This is a genomic window from Polaromonas sp. P4_F4, assembly GCF_056401355.1.
The window spans coordinates 113642-133023 of sequence record NZ_JBFUJO010000011.1 but is presented as its reverse complement, the minus strand read 5'-3'; the positions used below and the strand labels follow the sequence as shown (position 1 = coordinate 133023).

Sequence of the window (19382 nt, the reverse complement as noted above, 5' to 3'; positions counted from 1 at the left end):
TAGCTCTGTGGCCTCGATGTGGAATTGCAGGGGTAACGCTTCGGCCTTTTACTGCTTGAGATCCTCGCGGGCATCGGGAGCTGGATAGTCCACCTTCAGTACCTCGAGCACCTGCAGGCCCTGGGGTGTGACCAGGTTCACTTCATCACCCACCCGTGATTTGAGCAGCGCCCTCGCCGCCGGAGAAATCCAGCTGATTTGGCCCAAGGCGCTGTTGGCTTCATCAATCCCTAGAATGGTGACGGTGCGTTCCTCACCCCGGTCATCGGCATAGGTCACGGTGGCGCCAAAAAACACCTGGTCGCTACCGTGATGGATGGAAGGGTTGCTGATCTCGGCGATTTCCAGCCTTTGCGTCAAAAACCGGATGCGCCGGTCAATCTCGCGCAGACGTTTTTTGCCATAGTGGTAGTCCCCGTTTTCGGACCGGTCACCGTTGCTGGCAGCCCAGTGAACAATCTCCACGACCTTGGGGCGCTCGTTGTCGATCAGGTCGAGCAATTCGGCGCGCAGGCGCTCGTAACCCACCGGCGTGATGTAATTCTTGCCGCCCGCAGGCAGGGGCGGAAGCGCCAGGTCTTCGTCGTCCTGTTCGGTTTCCCGGGTAAAAGCTTTGCTCATGGCTTAACCAGAATAGCACTGAGGCGCTGAGGCCGTTGATCCACGGCAAAAATGACCGGCGAAAAAACGAAAAAGCCTGCAACTTTCGTTGCAGGCTTCCGTTTTTGGTGCGGCTGGCAGGAATTGAACCCACGACCCCTTGGTTCGTAGCCAAGTACTCTATCCAACTGAGCTACAGCCGCGTAGCTTAAGATTATAGCATGGCCAAATGCGTGCTTTGAGGCCGTGCTGCGTAACTTGTTTAAAAACCACCCGTCGCCCCCCGGCAGGCGTCCGGGACCGCAGCCGAAACTCAATCGCTCATATCGCTCATGCCACTCATTTCACGAACTGGTTGAGCTGAATAATCGGCAGTAGCACCGCCAGCACAATCAGCATGACCACCAGCCCCATCGCCACAATGAGCAGGGGCTCCAGGATGGTGGCCAGTGCCATCGCGCGCCGCTGCACTTCGTTGGACAGCTGCAGGGCGGCGCGCTGCAGCATCACGGGCAACTGGCCCGTCTGCTCGCCCAGGCGCGCAAACATGCTCACCAGGCCGGGGAAGCGTTTTTTCTGCGCCAACGCCGAGGCCAGCGGGGCGCCCTCGCGCACCAGCAGGAGTGCGTCGAGCGCGTCGGCGCGCATGGCACGGTTGGACAGGGTTTCGGCAGCTGCTTGCAAGGCCTTGAGAATGGGCACACCCGCGCCGGCAAGCATGGCCAGTGTGCTGGCAAAGCGCGCCGCGTTGTAGTCGCGCGAGAGGCGTCCGACCAGCGGCAGGGTCAGGGTTCTGGCGTCGAATTTCTCGCGGAAGCCTTCGTTTCTCAAGGCCAGACGGATACTCGTCACGAACAAAACAAGAGCACCCAGCAGCGCCCATCCATAACTGCGCACAAAGTCGCTGAGGGCCAGCATGGCCACGGTGAGGAAAGGCAGCGCGCGCTTGGTGCCTGCGAAAACGCTGGCCACCTGCGGCACCACGTAGCCGACCAGGAACATCACGATCACGATGGCCACCAGCGTCACGATCGCCGGGTACAGCGCCGCGCCTATGAGTTTGGACTTGAGCGTCTGGCGTTCCTCCAGATCGTCGGCCAGACGTTCAAGCACCAGGCCCAGATGGCCGGTTTGCTCCCCTGCGCCGATGACGGCGATATAGATCGCAGAGAATTCGCCGGGGTGATGCGACAGCGCCCGGGCAAAGCTCGCCCCGCCATTCACCTCGGCACGCAGGGCGGCCACCACGTTGCGCTGCTTCTCGTCCTCGGTTTCATCGGTCAGGGCGGTCAGCGCACGTTCCAGTGGCAGGCCGGAGGAAACCAGCCCGGCGAGCTGGCGCGTCCAGATCGTCAGGTTCGCGGTATTGAAGACGCGGCCGCCAAACAAGGGCGTCTGCAGCAACGAACGGGTGATACCCGGGCCAGCGCTGCCGCTCACCGGCTCGACAACCAGTGGCACCAGCGCCTGCGTGCGCAGCAGGCCGCGCGCTGCCTTGGCCGTGTCAGCCTCGATCACCCCCCGGCGGAGCTTGCCGTCGTTCTGCATGGCCTCAAAAGAATAGGCGGGCATGATGGCTTGGCGCAGTGTTCGGGCCGGCGCGGGTTCAGTCGGGGGTCACGCGCAGCAACTCCTCGCGCGAGGTGACGCCGGCGGTGACCAGCCGCTCACCGTCGTCGCGCATCAGCATCATGCCCGCCTGCAGCGCGGCCGCGCGAATCTCTGCTTCGGACGCGCGGCTGTGAATCTGGGCGCGAACAGCGTCATCGGTCACCAGCAACTCAAAGACGCCCGTGCGGCCCGCGTAACCGGTATAGCCGCAATGCTCGCAGCCGGCAGCCAGGCCCGACCCTGCCGAAGAAGCGTGGCAGTAGGTGCACCGCTTGCGCACCAGCCGCTGTGCCAGCACGCCGAGCAGGGACGAACTCAGCAGGAAAGGTTCCACACCGATATCGGTCAGGCGCGTCACGGCGCTGGACGCATCATTGGTGTGCAGCGTGGCCAGCACCAGGTGGCCGGTCAGGGAGGCCTGTATGGCGATCTGCGCGGTCTCGAAATCCCGGATCTCACCAATCATGATCACGTCCGGGTCCTGCCGCAGGATGGCGCGCAGCGCCTTGGCAAAGCTCAGGTCTATCTTTGAATTGACCTGCGTCTGCCCGATGCCCGGAAGCTCGTACTCAATGGGATCTTCGACCGTCATGATGTTGCTGACGCCGGCATCGAGCCGCTGCAAGGCGGCGTAGAGCGTGGTGGTCTTGCCCGAACCCGTGGGGCCGGTGACCAGGATGATGCCGTGCGGCTGGGCAATCAGGTGCTCGAAGCGGCGAAGTACATCGCCCTGCATGCCGACCGATTCCAGGCTCAGCTTGCTCTCGCTCTTGTCCAGCAGGCGCAGCACGGCGCGCTCACCGTGGGCGCTGGGCAAGGTGCTCACCCGCACGTCCACCGCCCGCGTGCCAATGCGCAGGCTGATACGGCCATCCTGCGGAAGGCGTTTTTCCGAGATGTCCAGGTCCGCCATGATCTTCAGGCGCGAGATCAGCGCGGCGTGCAGCGCCCGGTTGGGCTGCACGACTTCGCGCAGGGTGCCGTCCACGCGAAAACGCACACTCGAATGCCGCTCGTAAGGCTCGATATGGATGTCGCTCGCGCCGTCGCGCGCGGCCTGTGTCAGCAGCGCATTGAGCATGCGGATGATGGGCGCGTCATCGGACGTTTCCAGCAGATCCTCGACAGCCGGCAACTCCTGCATGATGCGCGACAGGTCGGCGTCGGACTCCACTTCGCTCACCACGGCGGCCGCGCTCGACTCCCCTGCCGCATAGGCGGCGCTGATGCGCTGGGTCAAGGTTCCCGCGTCAGCGCACTGCAGGACCAGCGCGGGGCTGTGCGCCGCGAACTTGCGCATCACTTCACCCAGGGCCGCAGGGTCGGGCCGGGCCGGATGCCACAGCGTCAGCGCATGGCCATCGTCTTCCAGTAGCAGGGTATTGCTGCGGGCAAAGGCGTAAGGCAATGGGTAGCGCATAGGGGTTTACTGGTCCGGGTTTACTGGTCCGGGTTTACTGGCCCCGGGCGGGTACGGGCGGGGTTGCGACGGGCCGCGGGGTAAGAGTCGGCACTGCCGGCGGTGCCTCTGGTGGTGCGGCAGGCGGCACGACGGAGCTTGCGGCAGCCGGACGCAGCGGCGGCAGCACCGCTGACTCATTGACAGGCACCACCACGCTGGACGCGGGCTGGGCATCTTTTTGCGCGGCTCGCATCAGGTCATAGCGGTCCATGGACAGGCTTTCGGTGGACGGCGCATCGCGTACCACCACCGGCCGCAGGAACACCATCAGGTTGGTCTTTTTGCGCGAGCGTGTCTCCCCCTTGAACAGGTGACCCAGTATCGGAATATCACCCAGGCCCGGCACTTTTTCCACGTTTCCCGAGTATTCGTCCTGCAGCAGGCCACCCAGCACCACGATGGCGCCATCATCCACCAGCACGTTGGACTCGATCGATCGCTTGTTGGTGATCAGGCCGGTTGCGGAGTTGATCGATGAAGGCTGCACGCTGCTGACTTCCTGGAAGATCTGCATTTTCACGGTGCCGTTTTCACTGATCTGGGGTTTTACCCGCAGCGTCAGGCCCACATCTTTTCGTTCGATGGTCTGGAACGGATTGACTGAACCGGCACTGGTGTTGGCGTTGGTGTACTGGCCGGTGATAAACGGCACGTTCTGACCAATCACGATACGCGCCTCCTCGTTGTCCAGCGTCAGCAGGTTGGGAGTCGAAAGGATATTGCCGGCGCCGTTGGCCTCCAGGAATCGCGCCAGGAATCCCAGCACATACACGCCGTTGGTCAGGTGCGCCACGCCAAGGTTGGCCCCCGTGGACGGCGCGATGACGCCGGCGGCAGCCTGGGTGGCGAGGGTGATGATATTGGTCCCGCCGACGTTGAAGTTGGTACCCAGCAGGCCAATGTTGTTGTCGCCCTTTTTACCCAGCGCGCCCTGGAACTGGATGCCAAACTCGGCAGCCTTGTCGGCATTGACCTCGGCGATCAGGCTTTCAACGAAGACCTGGGCGCGCCGCGCGTCAAGTTTGTCGATCACCGCACGCAGCTGGCGATATAGCGGCTCGGGCGCGGTGATGATCAATGAGTTGGTGGACGGGTCGGCCTGGATCTGCCCGCCGGTGGATGGCTGGCTGCTGGTGAGGGTGGCGGTTGCGGCGCCTGCCGCTACGACTGATCCGGGACCAGGCAGCGGGGCACCGGTTACCACGGGGCCCGCCGCAATGGCGCCGAGGGTGTTTGCCGCCATGGCGGCCCGCAAGGTGGTCGCCAGCTTGGTGGCATCGGCGTTCTTCAGGTAAACCACATAAATATTGCCGCTGGCAGGATCCGCGCTGGTAGCACCGAGCGCAGCCTGATCGAGCCTTTCCACCAGCGTCCTGACCAACGCCAGGCGCGCCGGATTGGCGGCGCGCACGATCAGCGAGTTGCTGCGCGGTTCGGCCAACAGCGTCGTCCTGAAGGACGTGTCGGCCTGGCCCGGAACGACGCCCCCGGGGCCTGCGGAGTCGATAAGGCGGGAAACCAGCGGTGCCAGGTCGGTGGCGATGGCGTGCTGCAGGCGGATGACCTCCACGCCCGTGGCATTCGCCACATCGAGGGCCGCGATGATGGTGCCGATGCGCTGCAGGTTGTCGGCGTAATCAGTGATGATCAGCGAATTGTTCCCCGGGTTCACATTGATGGTGTTGTTCGGGCTGATCAACGGGCGCAATACCGGCACCAGATTGTTGGCCGTCTCGTGATTGAGCCGGAAAATCTGGGTGAGGATCTGCCCGCTCGCGGGCGGCACGCGACCGGCGGACACGGTGCCGCTTTGCAGCTTGGCATCCGCCTCCGGCACCACGAGGTACAGGCCGGCGGACTCCACCAGCGCGAAGCCCTGCGTCCGCAATTGCGCGGAAAACTGCCGCAGCGCCTGCGCCGGCGTCACCGGCGAGGTGGTCACCAGCGTCATCGTGCCCTTGACACGCGGATCCACCACCACATTGCGGCCGGTAATGACCGCCATGGTGCGTGCCACGGCTTCGATTTCCGCGTTGGCAAAATTCAGGGTGACCGGGCCGCCCGGCCGCGTTGCGCCATTGCCCGGCGCCGGGCTGGTTCGCGGTGTTTGGGCATGCAATGGCCTTCCATCCCCTGCAAAAAGAACACAAGCCGCAATCGAAACGACAGCGATCGGAAACCTGGGCAATGTGGCCAGGGTTGAGAGCACATGGGCTTGGGTCTGGATGTTTGTCATACTTCTTAACCCCAGGTAATGATGGAACGACTACCGTCACGGCGCCCGATGATGTTCAGCAGGTTGGCCAGTGCCGCTTCATGCTCAGGCTGGGCGCTGGCAACCCCCTCAAAACGCAGATGTGAACCCACCCAGCGCCCATTGCCACTTAATTGCAGGTTTCCCTCGAGCGTAGCAAGTTCCAGTGAGGTTGTGTTACCTCCGATGAGGGTCATGCGGTAACTCCCCATGGGTTTGAGGGTAGACAGGCGCGACGACAGGCTCAGCGCCGTCAGCTCCGCGCGCCCCGACACCGCCGTCCGGCCTCCAGTCCATTCCAGGGAAAGGTTTTGCGTTACGAGCCGCAGGCTGCCCTCGGCCTGTACGGTGTTCCAGGGGGTACCCAACCCCGCCAGGATGGCCGCCGGCCATTGCGTTGCGCCATCGGCCACCTGCAGGATCACCCCGCCCCGGCGCGGGGCCAGTCGCCCCCGCAGCGGCGTGGGCGTGCAGCAGTCGGCGGTCACTTGCAGGTTCAGGGCCAACAAGCTGGGACGCAGATGCCAGTCCACACGCCCCGGCAGAATAGCGCTGTCGCGGCTGCCGGCACCCCCCGTCAGCAGCAGCCTGGCCGAACCGGTCCAGACCGTACCGCGCGCCTCAATCAATTCAACCCGCCCCAAGGTGGCCCCGGACACGGCCGCAGCCAGCCAGGCCGCCGGCGCGTACACGAGTAAAGCCGTAACCAACCCGATCAAGGCGCCCGAAAGCGCCCAGCGCCATGGTGCAACTTCGGCAGGATGGCGGGAGGAAGCTCGGGGGCGCAACACGGTGGGGTTCAGGCTTGGCTTGAAGGCTTGAAGACGTGAAGCAGGGAGATGACCGAATGAAACGGGACCGGCCTACTGCACCGGAAGCCTCAGTACCAGCATGCCGTCCCACACGGCCGGACCGGCCGGGTTGGACGCATTGCGCACCAGGCGCGCCTCATCCGGTATGGCGCCCGCATTTGCACGCGCCTGGGCCAACCACTGGGCCAAAGCGTCGGCCGGCGTGTTGCGCAGCGTGACGGTGGCGCGGTCGCCCACCACACTCAGCTGCGCAGACGCGCCCAGAAGCTTCACCGAAGCCTGGAGAGCGCGCAGCGCATCATCACGGCTGATCCTGGGCTGCGCCTGCAGGGCCTGAGCCTGCACCCGCAGGCCCTGCATTTTCTGCCACTGCGCATCCAGGCTACGCTGCTGCGCCTCAGCCTGGCGCAAGGTGCGCAACGGGGGCACCATCAGCACCCACCAGAGCAATGCCAGCCCGACCAGCAACGCGACGCTGCGGAGCAAGGTTTGCTCGCGTTGGCCAAGTGCATGCCAGCGCGCCTGAAGAGGGACCAGGGCATCGGCGATTTTCATGGGGCCAGCTCCTGCTTGATGAACATGGTGTCGCCTTCCGCCCGCGCGCTGTAGCCCTGGCCCTTGAGTTGGACGGACAGGCTGGACGCTTCCTCGGGACCGAGTTGCAGGCCCTTGATGCGGGCCTCGCCCGCCACGAATTCAATGGCGCCCGCAGTCCGGCCAGGAGCCATGGTCGTGCCCAGAGCCGCCAGAATGGCCTCCAGATCCCGCCCGGAGGCGGCTCCGGTGGCCTGCCGCAACGCCGCCACCTCACGTTCCATTTGCAGCGGCGCATCGACCACCACCCTGACATGCGGAAAGGTCTGCGTCAGGGTGTCCCTGACGGCAGCACGCCGGGCCTGCAGTGCTGACTGCTCTTTCCAGGCCCAGGCGTTCAGCCCGACCAGATTGACCAGCAGCAGCAATGCAGCGCCCCACCGCGCCGGTCGCCAGGCAGGCGATTGCCATAGCTCGCGGAGCACACTGAATAGGCGTTTGACCGTGCGAGCGCGGCTCGACGAGGCCAGCTCAAACTGCGCCAGGTCCCAGGGTGAGCGGGCGGCCTCGAGCCAGCGCTGGGGCCGGGTCATCACGCCGACCTTGCGCTGAAGCACCTGCTCGGCCAGCGCGGCCACGCCGGGTTCAGCCAGGGCCTGAAGCTCTTCATCGGATTCACTGGTGACCGGGATCAGGGTCAGTGCTGCGACGTTCAGGGGAAGCAGCATCACGCCCGCTGCAACGTCGCCGGTAACCAGCAGCCGCGGCAGGTCGGCCTCACCCACAGCGTGCAGGTACAGAGGGCCCGTCGCGGGGGAAAACTCCGGCACGATGCGGGTGACCGGGCGTTGCGCGAGTTCCAGTGCCTGCAGGTGCCCACGCAGCCACTGCTTGTCGCAAACAGCAACCCAGGCCCGTCCGCCAGCAACGGCACCCGGCGCCAGTGCCAGATGCAGTTGCTCCGGCTCGTCCAGCAGCCGGTCTTCGAGCAGGCCTTCCAGGATGGACCGCAGTCGCGGTGAGCCCATGCCAACGCCTTTGGGCAATTCGACCAAGTGCCACGACAACAGTCCCACGGGCACGACGGCGATCACCTCGCCGCCACGCTCGGCAGCCGGCAGCAGGGCCAGCGGCACACTGGCGTGGTCCGTCATCGTTCGACCGTCGTGCGTGCGTACATAGTCATAGCTCGCCGCGGCACCGGGTGCCGCCAAGGGTAGGTAAACGATCAGTGTGCTCATGGGCAAAGACCCCGGTTCATTTCATTGTAGGGTAGCGTTTTACTATGAATACCCCAACGACCCCAACGTACCCTCAACGTACCCCCGACCGCGGCCGGATGCAATGGATGCAATTCTTCTCGGCATCTCAGCGGCGGGCCACGTCTGCCACCGTGACGACGCCCCGGTCGCGCCAGAGCGTGCGCACCGTCAGGCCGTCGCGCTGCAGCACTGAACGCTCCTGGACTTCGGTCTGGTCGAGCCGCAATCTGCCGCGTACTTCGAAAAACCGGGAGGCCACCGCATGCTGCCCGTCATTGAACGCGCCGCTTGGGCCACTGTGTTGCTGATTGGCATCGGCCAGCGTTCGAAAGTGGTTGCGCGCACGCGCGGCCACCAGTTTTTGCGCTTCGGCCATCTCCAGCCCGGGTGTGCTGGCGTAAATAACTTCAGCGCTGGCGGTATTGAGGTTGACGGGGGTGCGCACGGGCAGCAACGTGATGTAGGGTTCCAGCGCGGCAAGCGTCTCGGGAGCAAGCCCCAGCCAGACCAGCTGCTCGACCCGCTGGGGCATCAGGGGTGTCTGCTGGGTAGCCGCCTGAGCGCCGGCCTGTGAGACCTGCAGCAATTGGCTGGCCAGGGTATTCAACTGCTGGACCGGCAAACCCAGCAACTCGAACAGCCGGCCAAAGCTGGCCATGGCGGGTTCCGAAATCGCGTTGCCTGCAACCAGGTTGATCACGTTGAGCCTGCCCTGCAAGTCGCTCACCTGGCCGGAGAGAAACGCTTCGCGCTCGGTTTCGCTGGCATTCTTGTCAATGGCCAGAAAGCTCGACAGCCGCGCTTCATTCAAGGGCACGGCCCACGGCTCAGCCAGATGGTCAGCCCCGCCCGCACGGGCATCCTCACGCAGGATCAGGCGCGTCCAGTCCAGGGCGCCCGTCAGAATCCATGCCGACTGCACCCGGGCACGCTCAGCCGCCTCCACTTCCACACTGCGCCACTGCTGCCAGAGCGCCGCCGCGGCAAAGGTAGCCACCAGTGTCACGGTGAGCATGGCACTCAGAAGCGCCGCACCCGACTCGAGCGCTATACGCAGTGAGCGAGCGTGGAGGCTCTTCCCTCCAGCCGGGGCCGCGGGACCGGCCTTGGCCTGTCCTGAGCCTGTCGAAGGGCCAGACCGCAGGCGCAGTAAGCAACCGTGGAGGCTCTCCACCCCAGCAGGGGCCGCGGGACTGGCTTCGCCAGACCGCAGGCGCAGCGGCCCCGAGGGGCTGGAGCCCCGGGGCTCCAAGCCTGCCTGCGCAGGCTTGGACGGGCGACAGAGGCGAAGCGTCTCGCGAGCCGCGGCCTGCAAGGCCTCGCGCAGTACACGCAGTGACAAGCGTGGGGGCATCAAGACTTCTCGCTTCCGAAAGTTGGGCGCACCCAGTCAACGGTGAGCTTGCCACTGATCGCCTGACCGGGCGGCAGGGTCAGCACCAGGCGGATGCCGTCGGGCACAACAGTCTGCTGGGACACGGGCTGCGCGGCCGCCGGCGGGGTCATGGCCGTCCCCCGGCTACCGTCGCTGGACTGCGGATTGGTCCACGCGTCGCTGCGGAAATAAAAGAGTTGCCAGTCTTCCAGCGGCGTCACAGGCACTTCGCGCGCGCGATCCTCGGTGCTGGCGTTTTGCGCCCAAAGCGCCGCCCGGCTCCAGGACTCGTTCCAGTCGGCTGCGGTACTCAGCACCGGCGACTGCCAGCGCAGCCACTGCCCCCCAGCCGCATCGATGCGGCGGGTCCATGCCACCACCAGCACGCCCTCGCCGCCCGAGGCCGTGCGCCGCGTCATGCGTAGCACGCGGCCATCCCAATCCAGGTTGCTCACACGGGGCAGCTGGGCCAGCGCATCCAGATCGACTTTCCATTGCGCAAGGCCGGCCTGCAGTGTCAGCACCTCGTCGGCACGCTGGCTGGTCTGGGCCTGCGCGCGCGCCATCCCGTCGAGGCCGCGCCAGCTGAGCACGGCCAGCAGCGCCATGACCGTGATGGCCACCAGCACTTCGATCAAGGTAAAGCCGCTGCTTCGGGCTTGGGTTCGCATGGGGTCCGCCTGCATAGCTCAATAGATCAATAGCGCGTCACCACCGTGGACAGCTGGAGGATCGGCGTGTTGCCGTCGCTCACCTGCGCATCCACGCGCCGGAATTCGGGGTTGGGTGTGGGCTGCACCGACAGCGTGACCTGCAGGCCGCGTCCGGCCTGCTCGCAGGCCTCCGTGCTGTCGCCGATGCCGGGCATCTGCCGCGACAGGCGAACCTTGACCAGCTGGTTTTCCGCGCACAAATGCGCAAGCAGAACGTCGGACTGGCGCCAGGCGTTGTTGGTCAGGGCGCTCGTCGCCTGAAAGCCCGCCACGAGGGCGATCGCCACAATGCCCAGGGCCACCAGCACCTCGATCAACGTGAAGCCCGCCGAGGAACGGCGTGCCCGTAGCTGTAGCTGTGGCGGAGACCGATGCGGCGTCATGGCTGGACCGCTCCCTGAACGGCAAAGGGACGCAGCCCGTCGGTGGCGACGCGCAGGGTGCGATCAGACTGGCTGACGCTGAAAAGTTCCACCGCCTGCGGGCCAATGATGGGCTCGGGTCCGAGCTGCACGCTGGGGCTGCCGCGAACCATCGTGCCTTCGGCCAGCCACCTGGCGGGTAAAGCCTTGGACGGCAGACCTTCGAAGCGAAAACCCTCGGCGGTGGTGTGCCAGTACACCGCTACACCGCTTGCACGCGACTGCGCGCGGGCCGACTCAAACAAGACCGCCAGCCGCAGCGCCTCGCGCTCCAGCGTGGTCTGGGCGTTGTCGCGCAGCGCCAGCGTCACGCCGGCCGTGGCCAGTGCCATGATAGCCACCACCACGAGGAGTTCGAGCAAGGTAAACCCCCAGTTGCGGGGATTGCGGGCACGGGCTCCCGGGGCAGCACGTGCAGGGACGGGAATGGAGGCAATATCCCTATTGCCAGCTGCCGATGTCAGCATCTTTGCCTTCACCGCCGGCCTGGCCGTCGGCCCCCAGAGACATGACATCGACTTCCCCTTTGATGCCGGGGTTGAGGTACTGGTAAGGACGGCCCCAGGGATCGTTGGGCAGCTTTTCCACGTAGGATTTCCAGTTGGCCGGAATCGGCCCGCTCGTGGGCTTGACGATCAGCGCCTGCAGGCCCTGCTCGGCGGTGGGCATGCGCTGGTTGTCCAGCTTGTAGAGCCTGAGCGCCTGGCTCAGGTTGTTCACATCGGTTCTGGCCGCCATGACACGCGCATCATCGGCACGGTCCAGCACATTGGGAACAATCAGCGCCGCCAGCACACCGATGATGACCAGAACGACCATCAGCTCAATCAGGGTGAAGCCAGCCTGCAGGCTACGGCGCGCGAAAAACTTGAGAGAGGTCATGGTTGGCATGTCGGTAGACCAGTGTGCTTCCATCATAATCTCAGCGTGGTAATACTTTCACAAAGCAGGCTGGGCTTGCGGGCCATTACGCTGGTAGTCTGGGCACTCGCTGCTGCGAGCCTGGTGTACTGGGGACTGCGACTGGCCCCCGGACGCGGTATGGCCGAGCCGGTGCCCGTCACCGCAGCGAGCCCCGCGTCCCTCGATCCGCTGGCCGTCGCGCGCGTGCTGGGCGCAGCAGCCCCAACACCCTCACCACAAGTCAGCCTTGCCAGCCGGTTTTCCCTGCATGGCGTAGTGGCCGGCTCCCCTGGCGGCGGCGCCGCACTGATCGCCATCGACGGCAAGCCTGCGCGGCCATTTCGTGTGGGCAGTGAAGTCGAAGAGGGTCTGATCCTGCAGTCGACGGCAGCGCGTCAGGCCACACTGGGAGCAACACGCAACGGCCCTGCCCTCGTGACGCTCGACATGCCACCGCTGCCGCGATGATCCGGGCAGTCTGGACATAACGGCTTGCAGCTCTTGTCCCGTCTGTCCCGCTTGTCCCGTTTGTCCTTGTGTTGCAAGCCCTTTCTTTTTCTGTACGTTGATGGCTGCAGGACGAACTCCCAGGAAACGGCGAACCTGGGAGTAATATTTAAATGGTAGTGCCGTCACAATTAAAAACTTGCGGCTCCGACTTTGAGCTTTGAGAGTACTCCTATGCGTCACGTCAAACAGTTGGGGTCGCCGCAGAAAGCCCGCGCTGCCCTCGCGATATTTTCTGCCTCGGCGATCCTGTGGACAGCATCAGCTTTTTGGAGCACTCCGGCCCTGGCCCAGCGCGAGGTCGCGAGTACCGTGGCGTTGCCTGAAGAACTCAAGCCTGTGTTGTCAGAACAAGTCACCAGAAAGCTCCTGGAGTCAACGAGGCTTTCGGGCATCCGCCCAAAGATGGGCTACCGCGGGACCCTTGAAGGCGTCCTGACCATGGTGTCGATATCTGCCACGCGTTCACGGGAGTACGAATGCACGGTGACCTCCGGCGGCTTCAATCTTTGCGCGGTAGCGACCACACGAAACGACAGCACCCCCGGGAAACAGCAGGAACTGACGGCGCTGGCAGGCCTCCTTCGCGTGGCCGTCGCCGCGGCCGACGAGGGCAAACCTCCGCTCTATGCCCATGTGCTTACCGACTTTTCCTTTAACGGCAACCTGCGGACTTTGGAGATGGTGGGGAACCGGTTGTCGCTTCAGGAAAGTTATATCTCCAGCACTCTTGTCGACGACAAGCTGGAAAGTATCGAATGGGAAGAAAGCAAGGTTTGCATCAACCGGGGCGCCAGGGCGGTTCCCGAGGAATGGACGCCCTTTGGGGTGGCGTATACCTACGATTGCAAGTCCGTAGGGCAACGCAAAGAGCCCCATGTTTCACCGTCCATACGACGGAACTTCGAACTGGTCTTCCTGTCGCGCGGTCGAAGGTTTGTGGAACCGTTCGTGGTGGATGTGAACGAGAGTCCCTCCGTGATATTCGCCCGCACCTCGCGCTCGGGTTTTACCCCCTCCTGGGCGAAGTAATCGGGCAACCGAAACCTGGCTCCGCGATATCCAGCTTTGTAGAAGAGGCCCTGCTTGTAGAAACGCCCCAGACCCGGAACCGGGGCTGAGGCGCAAATGCACTGGTAGGGCGTGTTGGACTTGAACCAACGACCAAAGGATTATGAGTCCTCTGCTCTAACCAACTGAGCTAACGCCCCCCATCAACAAGGCAGATTGTAAGGGCCTACTTGCTGTGGCTTAGGGCCGTGCTGACCAGTTTGGAGGTGATATCGACAATCTGGATCATTTTTTCATAGGGCATGCGCATGGGGCCGATAACACCCAGTGTTCCCACGACCTGGCCGTCCACCTCGTAAGGCGCCGTCACCACCGAGAGTTCCTGGTAGGGAATGACCTGGCTTTCGCCGCCAATGTAAATGCGCACACCCTCGGCACGGCTTGATACGTCGAGCAGGCGCATCAGCTGTGCCTTCTGCTCAAAAAGATCGAAGAGCTTGCGCAGGTTGCCCATGTCGCTGGAGAAATCGCTGACGGCCAGCAGGTTGCGCTCGCCCGAAACCACCACTTCGTCACGCGATTCGATAGCCTCGGAACTGACCTGGACGGCAGCCTGCATCAGGGCGGCGATTTCGCCCCGGAGCACTTCCACCTCGTTTTGCAGGCGCTCGCGCACTTCTTCAATAGCCATGCCCGCATAGTGCGAATTGAGGAAATTGGAGGCTTCGATCAATTGAGACTGCGTGTAGTCGGCCTCGGTAAAGATGACGCGGTTTTGCACGTCGCCGTCCGGCGAGACGATGATCACGAGAAACCGTTTTTCCGACAGGCGCAAAAACTCGATATGCCGAAACACCGACGTGCGGCGCGGCGCCATGACGACACCGACGAACTGCGACAGGCTGGACAGCATGTGGGCGGCGTTGCTGATCACTTTCTGCGGTTGGTCGGGTGCCAGCCTGGGGGCGGTGATCTGCCCCCCCGAAGAAAGCTGGTCGCGCTGCGTGGTGAGCATGGTGTCGACGAAGAGGCGGTAGCCGCGGGCGGTTGGAATGCGGCCGGCTGAGGTATGCGGGCTGACAATCAGGCCCAGTTCCTCCAGATCGCTCATGACATTGCGTATGGTGGCGGGAGACAATTCAAGACCGGAGGCCCTGGACAGCGTGCGCGACCCGACCGGCTGACCATCAGCAATGTAGCGCTCCACCAGCGCCTTGAGCAACAACCGGGCACGATCATCAAGCATACTGACATTCTACGAAGCTTCCGAAACCATGTTGTGATGTAATTTGATGATGAAGTCGCAATTTCGCCATGTCGCACTGATCGGCAAGTACCACGCCCAGGGGTCCCGTTCTGCGCTGGAAGACATTGCGCACTTTCTGGGCACGCAGGGCTGCGATGTGGCGATTGAGCAGGACACCGCCAGCAACACCGGCCTGACGCAGTTCCCCACGCTGGATGCGGCCGGCATAGGCGCCCAGTGCGACCTCGCCCTGGTGGTTGGCGGCGACGGGACCATGCTGGGCATCGGCCGGCTGCTGGCCCAGTTTGGCATTCCGCTGGTGGGTATCAACCAGGGCCGGCTCGGTTTCATCACCGACATCTCGTTTGACGATTACCAGGACACGCTCAAACCCATGCTGCGCGGCGAGTTTGAGGAAGACCGGCGCTGGATGATGCAGGCCAAGGTGGTGCGCGACGGGCGCTGCGTCTTCAGCGCAACGGCCATGAATGACGTCGTGGTCAATCGCGGCGCGACCGCCGGTATGGTGGAGCTGCGTGTGGAAGTCGATGGCCGCTTTGTGGCCAACCAGCGCGCTGACGGCCTGATCATTGCTTCTCCCACCGGCTCCACGGCCTATGCCCTCTCCGCCGGCGGCCCCTTGCTGCACCCGTCCATCCCCGGCTGGATACTGGTTCCGATTGCCCCGCATACCTTGTCAAACAGGCCCATCGTGCTGTCAGATGCGGGGGAAATTACGATTGAAATAGTGGCGGGCCGGGATGCCAGCGCCAACTTTGACATGCAGTCGCTGGCCACCTTGCTGCATGGCGACCGGATCACCGTCAGGCGATCGGAGCACCAGATGCGGTTCCTGCACCCCAAGGGATGGAGTTATTTTGATACCCTGCGCAAAAAACTGCACTGGAATGAAGGCGTGGCCTGAAGCGCCCCGGCTGACCTCCTGGCCCGGATTTAACTTATGAGCCTCAAAAGCATTTCGCTTCGCGATTTTGTCATCGTCCATGCACTGGACCTGGATCTGTCGGATGGATTTACCGTCCTCACCGGGGAAACCGGGGCCGGTAAATCGATATTGATTGACGCCCTGCAGCTGGCGCTGGGCGCACGCGCCGATGCCGGCGTGGTCCGTGAGGGCGCTGCGCGCTGCGAGATCAGTGCGGAATTTGACAGCCCCGCCGGCCTGGCGCCGTGGCTTGAGCAGGCCGGACTCCAGGCGGACGGCAGCCTGCTGCTGCGCCGCACGATTGATTCGCAGGGAAAAAGCCGGGCCTGGATCAATGGCAGCGCGGCCACCGCCACCCAGCTCAAGGAAATCGCCGACCAGCTGGTGGACATCCATGGCCAGCACGCCTGGCAGAGCCTGACCCGCCCCGACGCGGTGCGCGGCCTGCTGGACTCCTATGCGGACCTGTCCACCGTCACGCTCTCCCAGTGCTGGCAAGCGTGGCGTGCGGCCCAGAAAACATTGACCGACGCGCGCGCCGCCCAGGACAGCCTGCAGCGTGAACGCGAACGCCTGGCCTGGCAGATCGGCGAGCTGGAAAAGCTGGCACCGGGCGTGGATGAATGGGACGAGCTCAATGCCCAGCACGGTCGCCTTTCGAATGCCCAGGCCTTGCGCGATGCGGTGCAGACCGCCGTCGACGCCCTGCAGGAAGCCGACGACAACGCCACAGCCCTGCTCGGCCGCGCCATTTCATCACTGCAAAATCAGGAGCACATAGAGCCTGAATTCAAAGGGCTTGCCGAGGTTTTGAACAGCGCATTGGCGCAGGTCGAAGATGCCGTTCACTCACTGAACGGCTATGCAAGGCATGCCGAGCTGGAGCCGCAGCGGCTGGCCGAACTGGATGAGCGCCTGTCTCTCTGGGTCAGCCTGGCCAGGCGTTACAAACGCACGCCTGCCGAGCTGCCTGAATTGCTGGCCTCCTGGCAAAGTGACCTGCACCGGCTCGATGAAGCGGCGGATCTGGTCCAGCTGGAAAAAAATGAGCACCTTGCCCGCTCGGCTTATATGGAAGAAGCCCGCCAGGTCTCCAAGTCCCGCAGCAAGGCAGCCCCCCTGCTCGCCAGGGCCATCACACAAGCCATGCAGGGCCTGGGCATGCAGGGTGGAAAATTTGACGTCTCGCTCGGCAAGCTGGAGCAACCTGCCCAGCATGGGCTTGAGCAGGCCGAATTCCTGGTCGCCGGCCACAGCGGCAGCACGCCCCGTCCTGTCGGCAAGGTCGCGTCAGGCGGCGAGTTGTCGCGCATCGCGCTCGCCATTGCCGTCACCACCAGCCAGCTGGGCCAGGCGCAAACCCTGATCTTCGATGAAGTTGATTCGGGCGTGGGCGGCGCCGTGGCTGAAACCGTTGGCCGCCTGATGAAGCAGCTGGGCAAAGACCGGCAGGTCATGGCTGTGACCCATCTGCCCCAGGTCGCTGCGTGTGCCGACCAGCATCTGGTGGTGGCCAAGCGCACCGAAAAAGGTGCGACTGTCAGCACCGTGGACCACGTCAATGGCGAACAGCGCGTGGCGGAGGTTGGCCGCATGCTGGGTGGTGAACGCCTGTCGGGCACCACGCTTGCGCATGCCAAGGAAATGCTGGGCCAATGATGGCTCTGGAAATGGTACTCATCACCGGCATGTCGGGCTCGGGCAAGTCCGTGGCCCTGCACGCGCTGGAAGACGCCGGCTATTACTGCGTGGACAACCTGCCACCGGAGTTGCTGACGCCTTTTGTAGCGCTCGAGCACCAGCGCGGCCCCCGAAAAGTGGCCATCGCGATGGATGTGCGAAGCGCCACATCATTGCCGCTTGTTCCGCAGCAGCTGCGGCAATTGCAGGCACAGGGCGTGACCGTCCAGTCCTTGTTTCTAGACGCCAGCACCGACACGCTGGTGCGGCGCTTTTCCGAAACCCGCCGGCTGCACCCGCTGTCGCGCGGCGATACGGCCGACCAGCACCGGGCGCTGGTCGATGCCATTGAGCTGGAGCGCGAGCTGCTGGGCGACATACGCGAGCAATCCCATGTGCTGGACACCAGCATGATCCGCGCCTCGCAGTTGCAGGCCTATGTGAAATCGCTGATCGCCGCCCCGGCACCCCAACTGACGCTGGTGTTTGAGTCATTTGCCTTCAAGCGGGGGGTGCCACTGGATGCCGACTACGTCTTTGACGTGCGGATGCTCCCCAACCCGCATTACGAACCGGACCTTCGCCACCTGACAGGGTGCGACCAGGCCGTTGCCGATTACCTGAAGGCGCATGCAGAGGTGGCCGACATGTTCAGGGATATCAAGAAGTTCCTTGATCACTGGTTGCAGGCACTGGTGAAGGATCACCGCAGCTATGTGACCGTGGCCATCGGCTGCACCGGTGGCCAGCACCGCTCCGTTTACCTGGTGGAAAAGCTGGCTGAGTCGTTTGGCAGGCAGTGGCCTACCCTGAAACGGCATCGCGAACTGGATGCCGGCTGATCAAGCGGTAGCAACCCAGCGCATCGCCCACATTCAGGTCATGCCGGCGCATCCTGCAGCAGCAGTTTGCGGATGGGTGCAGGCAAGCCCAAACCCGGCCATTGCGCCGGGCCAAACCATGCACCGGATCTCGCCCCCGCGTCCATCGCTTTCGGCATGGCCTGGCCCGCGCTAAAGCCTGCGATCCAAGGGGCCAGATGCAAATCCCTGTGCGTCAGCACATGGACGAAATGCGGCAAGGGCTCGAGCCTGCCGTGCACGCCGGCAGGCAAAAAAGCTTTCAGGGCGTCATCGCTGTCAAACACCGGCAGGCAATACAGCCCGCCCCAGATGCCGGACGCAGGACGCTTTTCAAGCCATACCGACCCGTCCGGCCTTTGCGCCCATAACAGGCTCAGCGCCTTCGAACTGCGTTTGAGTGTTCGCGTTTTGACGGGGTATTTTTCGGGTTCACCGGTCGCGCGGGCACTGCACAGGTTCTGCACCGGGCACAACAGGCATTGCGGCTGCCGGCCGGCACAAATTGTGGCGCCCAGATCCATCAACCCCTGGCTGTAGCGCGGCATGCTGTCTGGCAGATTCTGCGTTGGCAGCAGGTCGGTGGCCATGTTCCACAGTGCGCGCTCATTGGCGCCTTGCGCCAGGTCGGCCGAAAAGCCCAGCACCCGCGTAAGCACCCGTTTGACGTTGCCGTCCAGGATCGCGACGCGCTCTCCAAAACAAAATGACGCAATGGCAGCCGCGGTAGAGCGGCCTATGCCCGGCAAGGTTTGAAGCTGTTCGGCGGTACGCGGAAACTGCCCTGCGTGCAGCTGCATCACCTCCTGCGCGCAACGATGCAGGTTGCGTGCACGGCTGTAGTAGCCCAGACCGCTCCACAAGGCCAGCACCTCATCCTGCGAGGCAGCGGCCAGGTCGCTGACGGCAGGGAAATGCTGCAAAAACCGGGCGTAATAGTCGAGCACGGTGGCAACCTGGGTCTGCTGAAGCATGATCTCCGACAGCCAGACACGGTAGGGGTCGCGCGTGTTTTGCCAGGGCAGGCTATTGCGTCCATGCGTGGCCTGCCAGCGCACGATTTTCACGGCAAAACCTGACAGCGCCGGTCGCGCGAGATCCGGTTTCCCGCCCTGCGGGCGAGCAGGCGGGGTGGTCGGCCTGCCTTTGGGCGCGGCGCCTGCGGCCATCATCAACGGTCAGGA

At 64.0% G+C, this 19382-nt stretch carries 19 protein-coding genes and 2 tRNA genes; 5 read left to right on the top strand and 16 right to left on the bottom strand.

Features of this window, described 5'->3' with window-relative positions:
* Positions 1-48: 48 nt before the first annotated feature.
* From greB to gspG, 13 genes are all read right to left on the bottom strand, one after another.
* Complete coding sequence (greB, locus tag AC1DUR_RS13765) at positions 49-621, bottom strand: transcription elongation factor GreB (RefSeq protein WP_477719532.1); 573 nt, start codon at positions 619-621, stop codon at positions 49-51.
* Between the two features lie 105 nt (positions 622-726).
* Positions 727-803, bottom strand: a tRNA-Arg gene (locus AC1DUR_RS13760).
* A gap of 136 nt (positions 804-939) precedes the next feature.
* Complete coding sequence (gene gspF / locus AC1DUR_RS13755; RefSeq protein WP_477719531.1) at positions 940-2172, bottom strand: type II secretion system inner membrane protein GspF; 1233 nt, start codon at positions 2170-2172, stop codon at positions 940-942.
* A gap of 34 nt (positions 2173-2206) precedes the next feature.
* Complete coding sequence (gene gspE, locus AC1DUR_RS13750; RefSeq protein ID WP_477719530.1) at positions 2207-3631, bottom strand: type II secretion system ATPase GspE; 1425 nt, start codon at positions 3629-3631, stop codon at positions 2207-2209.
* A gap of 34 nt (positions 3632-3665) precedes the next feature.
* Entirely contained in the window at positions 3666-5909 is a 2244-nt protein-coding gene (gene gspD, locus AC1DUR_RS13745; protein ID WP_477719529.1) for a type II secretion system secretin GspD, read from the bottom strand.
* Between the two features lie 5 nt (positions 5910-5914).
* Entirely contained in the window at positions 5915-6718 is an 804-nt protein-coding gene (gspN, locus tag AC1DUR_RS13740; protein ID WP_477719528.1) for a type II secretion system protein N, read from the bottom strand.
* 72 nt (positions 6719-6790) lie between these two features.
* Positions 6791-7294 carry a type II secretion system protein GspM gene (gene gspM / locus AC1DUR_RS13735; protein WP_477719527.1) on the bottom strand — a complete coding sequence of 168 codons (504 nt, stop codon included), beginning with the start codon at positions 7292-7294 and terminating at the stop codon, positions 6791-6793.
* Complete coding sequence (gspL, locus tag AC1DUR_RS13730; protein ID WP_477719526.1) at positions 7291-8514, bottom strand: type II secretion system protein GspL; 1224 nt, start codon at positions 8512-8514, stop codon at positions 7291-7293. Before gspL ends, gspM begins: the two co-directional genes overlap by 4 nt.
* A 127-nt stretch (positions 8515-8641) precedes the next feature.
* The gene (gene gspK, locus AC1DUR_RS13725) at positions 8642-9586 is read right to left on the bottom strand and encodes a type II secretion system minor pseudopilin GspK (RefSeq protein WP_477719550.1); all 945 of its coding nucleotides are present in this window, start codon (positions 9584-9586) and stop codon (positions 8642-8644) included.
* Between the two features lie 302 nt (positions 9587-9888).
* Positions 9889-10581, bottom strand: coding sequence for a PulJ/GspJ family protein (locus AC1DUR_RS13720; protein ID WP_477719525.1), 693 nt, complete (start codon positions 10579-10581; stop codon positions 9889-9891).
* A 26-nt stretch (positions 10582-10607) separates the two neighbouring features.
* Positions 10608-11006: a type II secretion system minor pseudopilin GspI gene (gene gspI, locus AC1DUR_RS13715; protein ID WP_477719524.1), complete on the bottom strand. Its 399-nt coding sequence runs from the start codon at positions 11004-11006 to the stop codon at positions 10608-10610.
* Positions 11003-11512 (bottom strand): prepilin-type N-terminal cleavage/methylation domain-containing protein, encoded by a 510-nt coding sequence (locus AC1DUR_RS13710; RefSeq protein ID WP_477719523.1) that lies wholly within the window; start codon positions 11510-11512, stop codon positions 11003-11005. The genes gspI and AC1DUR_RS13710 overlap by 4 nt, the downstream gene beginning before the upstream one ends.
* On the bottom strand, positions 11487-11927 hold the full coding sequence (gene gspG, locus AC1DUR_RS13705; RefSeq protein ID WP_477719522.1) for a type II secretion system major pseudopilin GspG: 441 nt from the start codon (positions 11925-11927) through the stop codon (positions 11487-11489). The genes AC1DUR_RS13710 and gspG overlap by 26 nt, the downstream gene beginning before the upstream one ends.
* A gap of 45 nt (positions 11928-11972) precedes the next feature.
* Here gspG and AC1DUR_RS13700 point away from each other — a divergent pair, with 45 nt between their 5' ends.
* Both AC1DUR_RS13700 and AC1DUR_RS13695 read left to right on the top strand, forming a co-directional pair.
* Positions 11973-12416, top strand: coding sequence for a type II secretion system protein N (locus AC1DUR_RS13700; protein WP_477719521.1), 444 nt, complete (start codon positions 11973-11975; stop codon positions 12414-12416).
* Positions 12417-12629: 213 nt separating this feature from the next.
* Positions 12630-13487, top strand: a complete 858-nt coding sequence (locus AC1DUR_RS13695; protein WP_477719520.1) for a hypothetical protein — start codon at positions 12630-12632, stop codon at positions 13485-13487.
* Between the two features lie 102 nt (positions 13488-13589).
* Here the strand turns inward: AC1DUR_RS13695 and AC1DUR_RS13690 are convergent.
* Positions 13590-13666, bottom strand: a tRNA-Ile gene (locus AC1DUR_RS13690).
* A gap of 26 nt (positions 13667-13692) precedes the next feature.
* Positions 13693-14712: a heat-inducible transcriptional repressor HrcA gene (gene hrcA / locus AC1DUR_RS13685; protein ID WP_477719515.1), complete on the bottom strand. Its 1020-nt coding sequence runs from the start codon at positions 14710-14712 to the stop codon at positions 13693-13695.
* Between the two features lie 49 nt (positions 14713-14761).
* Here hrcA and AC1DUR_RS13680 point away from each other — a divergent pair, with 49 nt between their 5' ends.
* From AC1DUR_RS13680 to rapZ, 3 genes are read left to right on the top strand one after another with little or no spacing between them, the layout of a single operon-like run.
* Positions 14762-15637, top strand: coding sequence for an NAD kinase (locus AC1DUR_RS13680; protein ID WP_477719549.1), 876 nt, complete (start codon positions 14762-14764; stop codon positions 15635-15637).
* A gap of 36 nt (positions 15638-15673) precedes the next feature.
* The gene (gene recN / locus AC1DUR_RS13675) at positions 15674-17317 is read left to right on the top strand and encodes a DNA repair protein RecN (RefSeq protein ID WP_477719514.1); all 1644 of its coding nucleotides are present in this window, start codon (positions 15674-15676) and stop codon (positions 17315-17317) included.
* Positions 17314-18180, top strand: coding sequence for an RNase adapter RapZ (rapZ, locus tag AC1DUR_RS13670; protein WP_477719513.1), 867 nt, complete (start codon positions 17314-17316; stop codon positions 18178-18180). Before recN ends, rapZ begins: the two co-directional genes overlap by 4 nt.
* 38 nt (positions 18181-18218) lie before the next feature.
* On the opposite strand, the gene mutY is transcribed toward rapZ, so the two are convergent.
* Positions 18219-19370: an A/G-specific adenine glycosylase gene (gene mutY / locus AC1DUR_RS13665; RefSeq protein ID WP_477719512.1), complete on the bottom strand. Its 1152-nt coding sequence runs from the start codon at positions 19368-19370 to the stop codon at positions 18219-18221.
* Between the last annotated feature and the right edge of the window lie 12 nt (positions 19371-19382).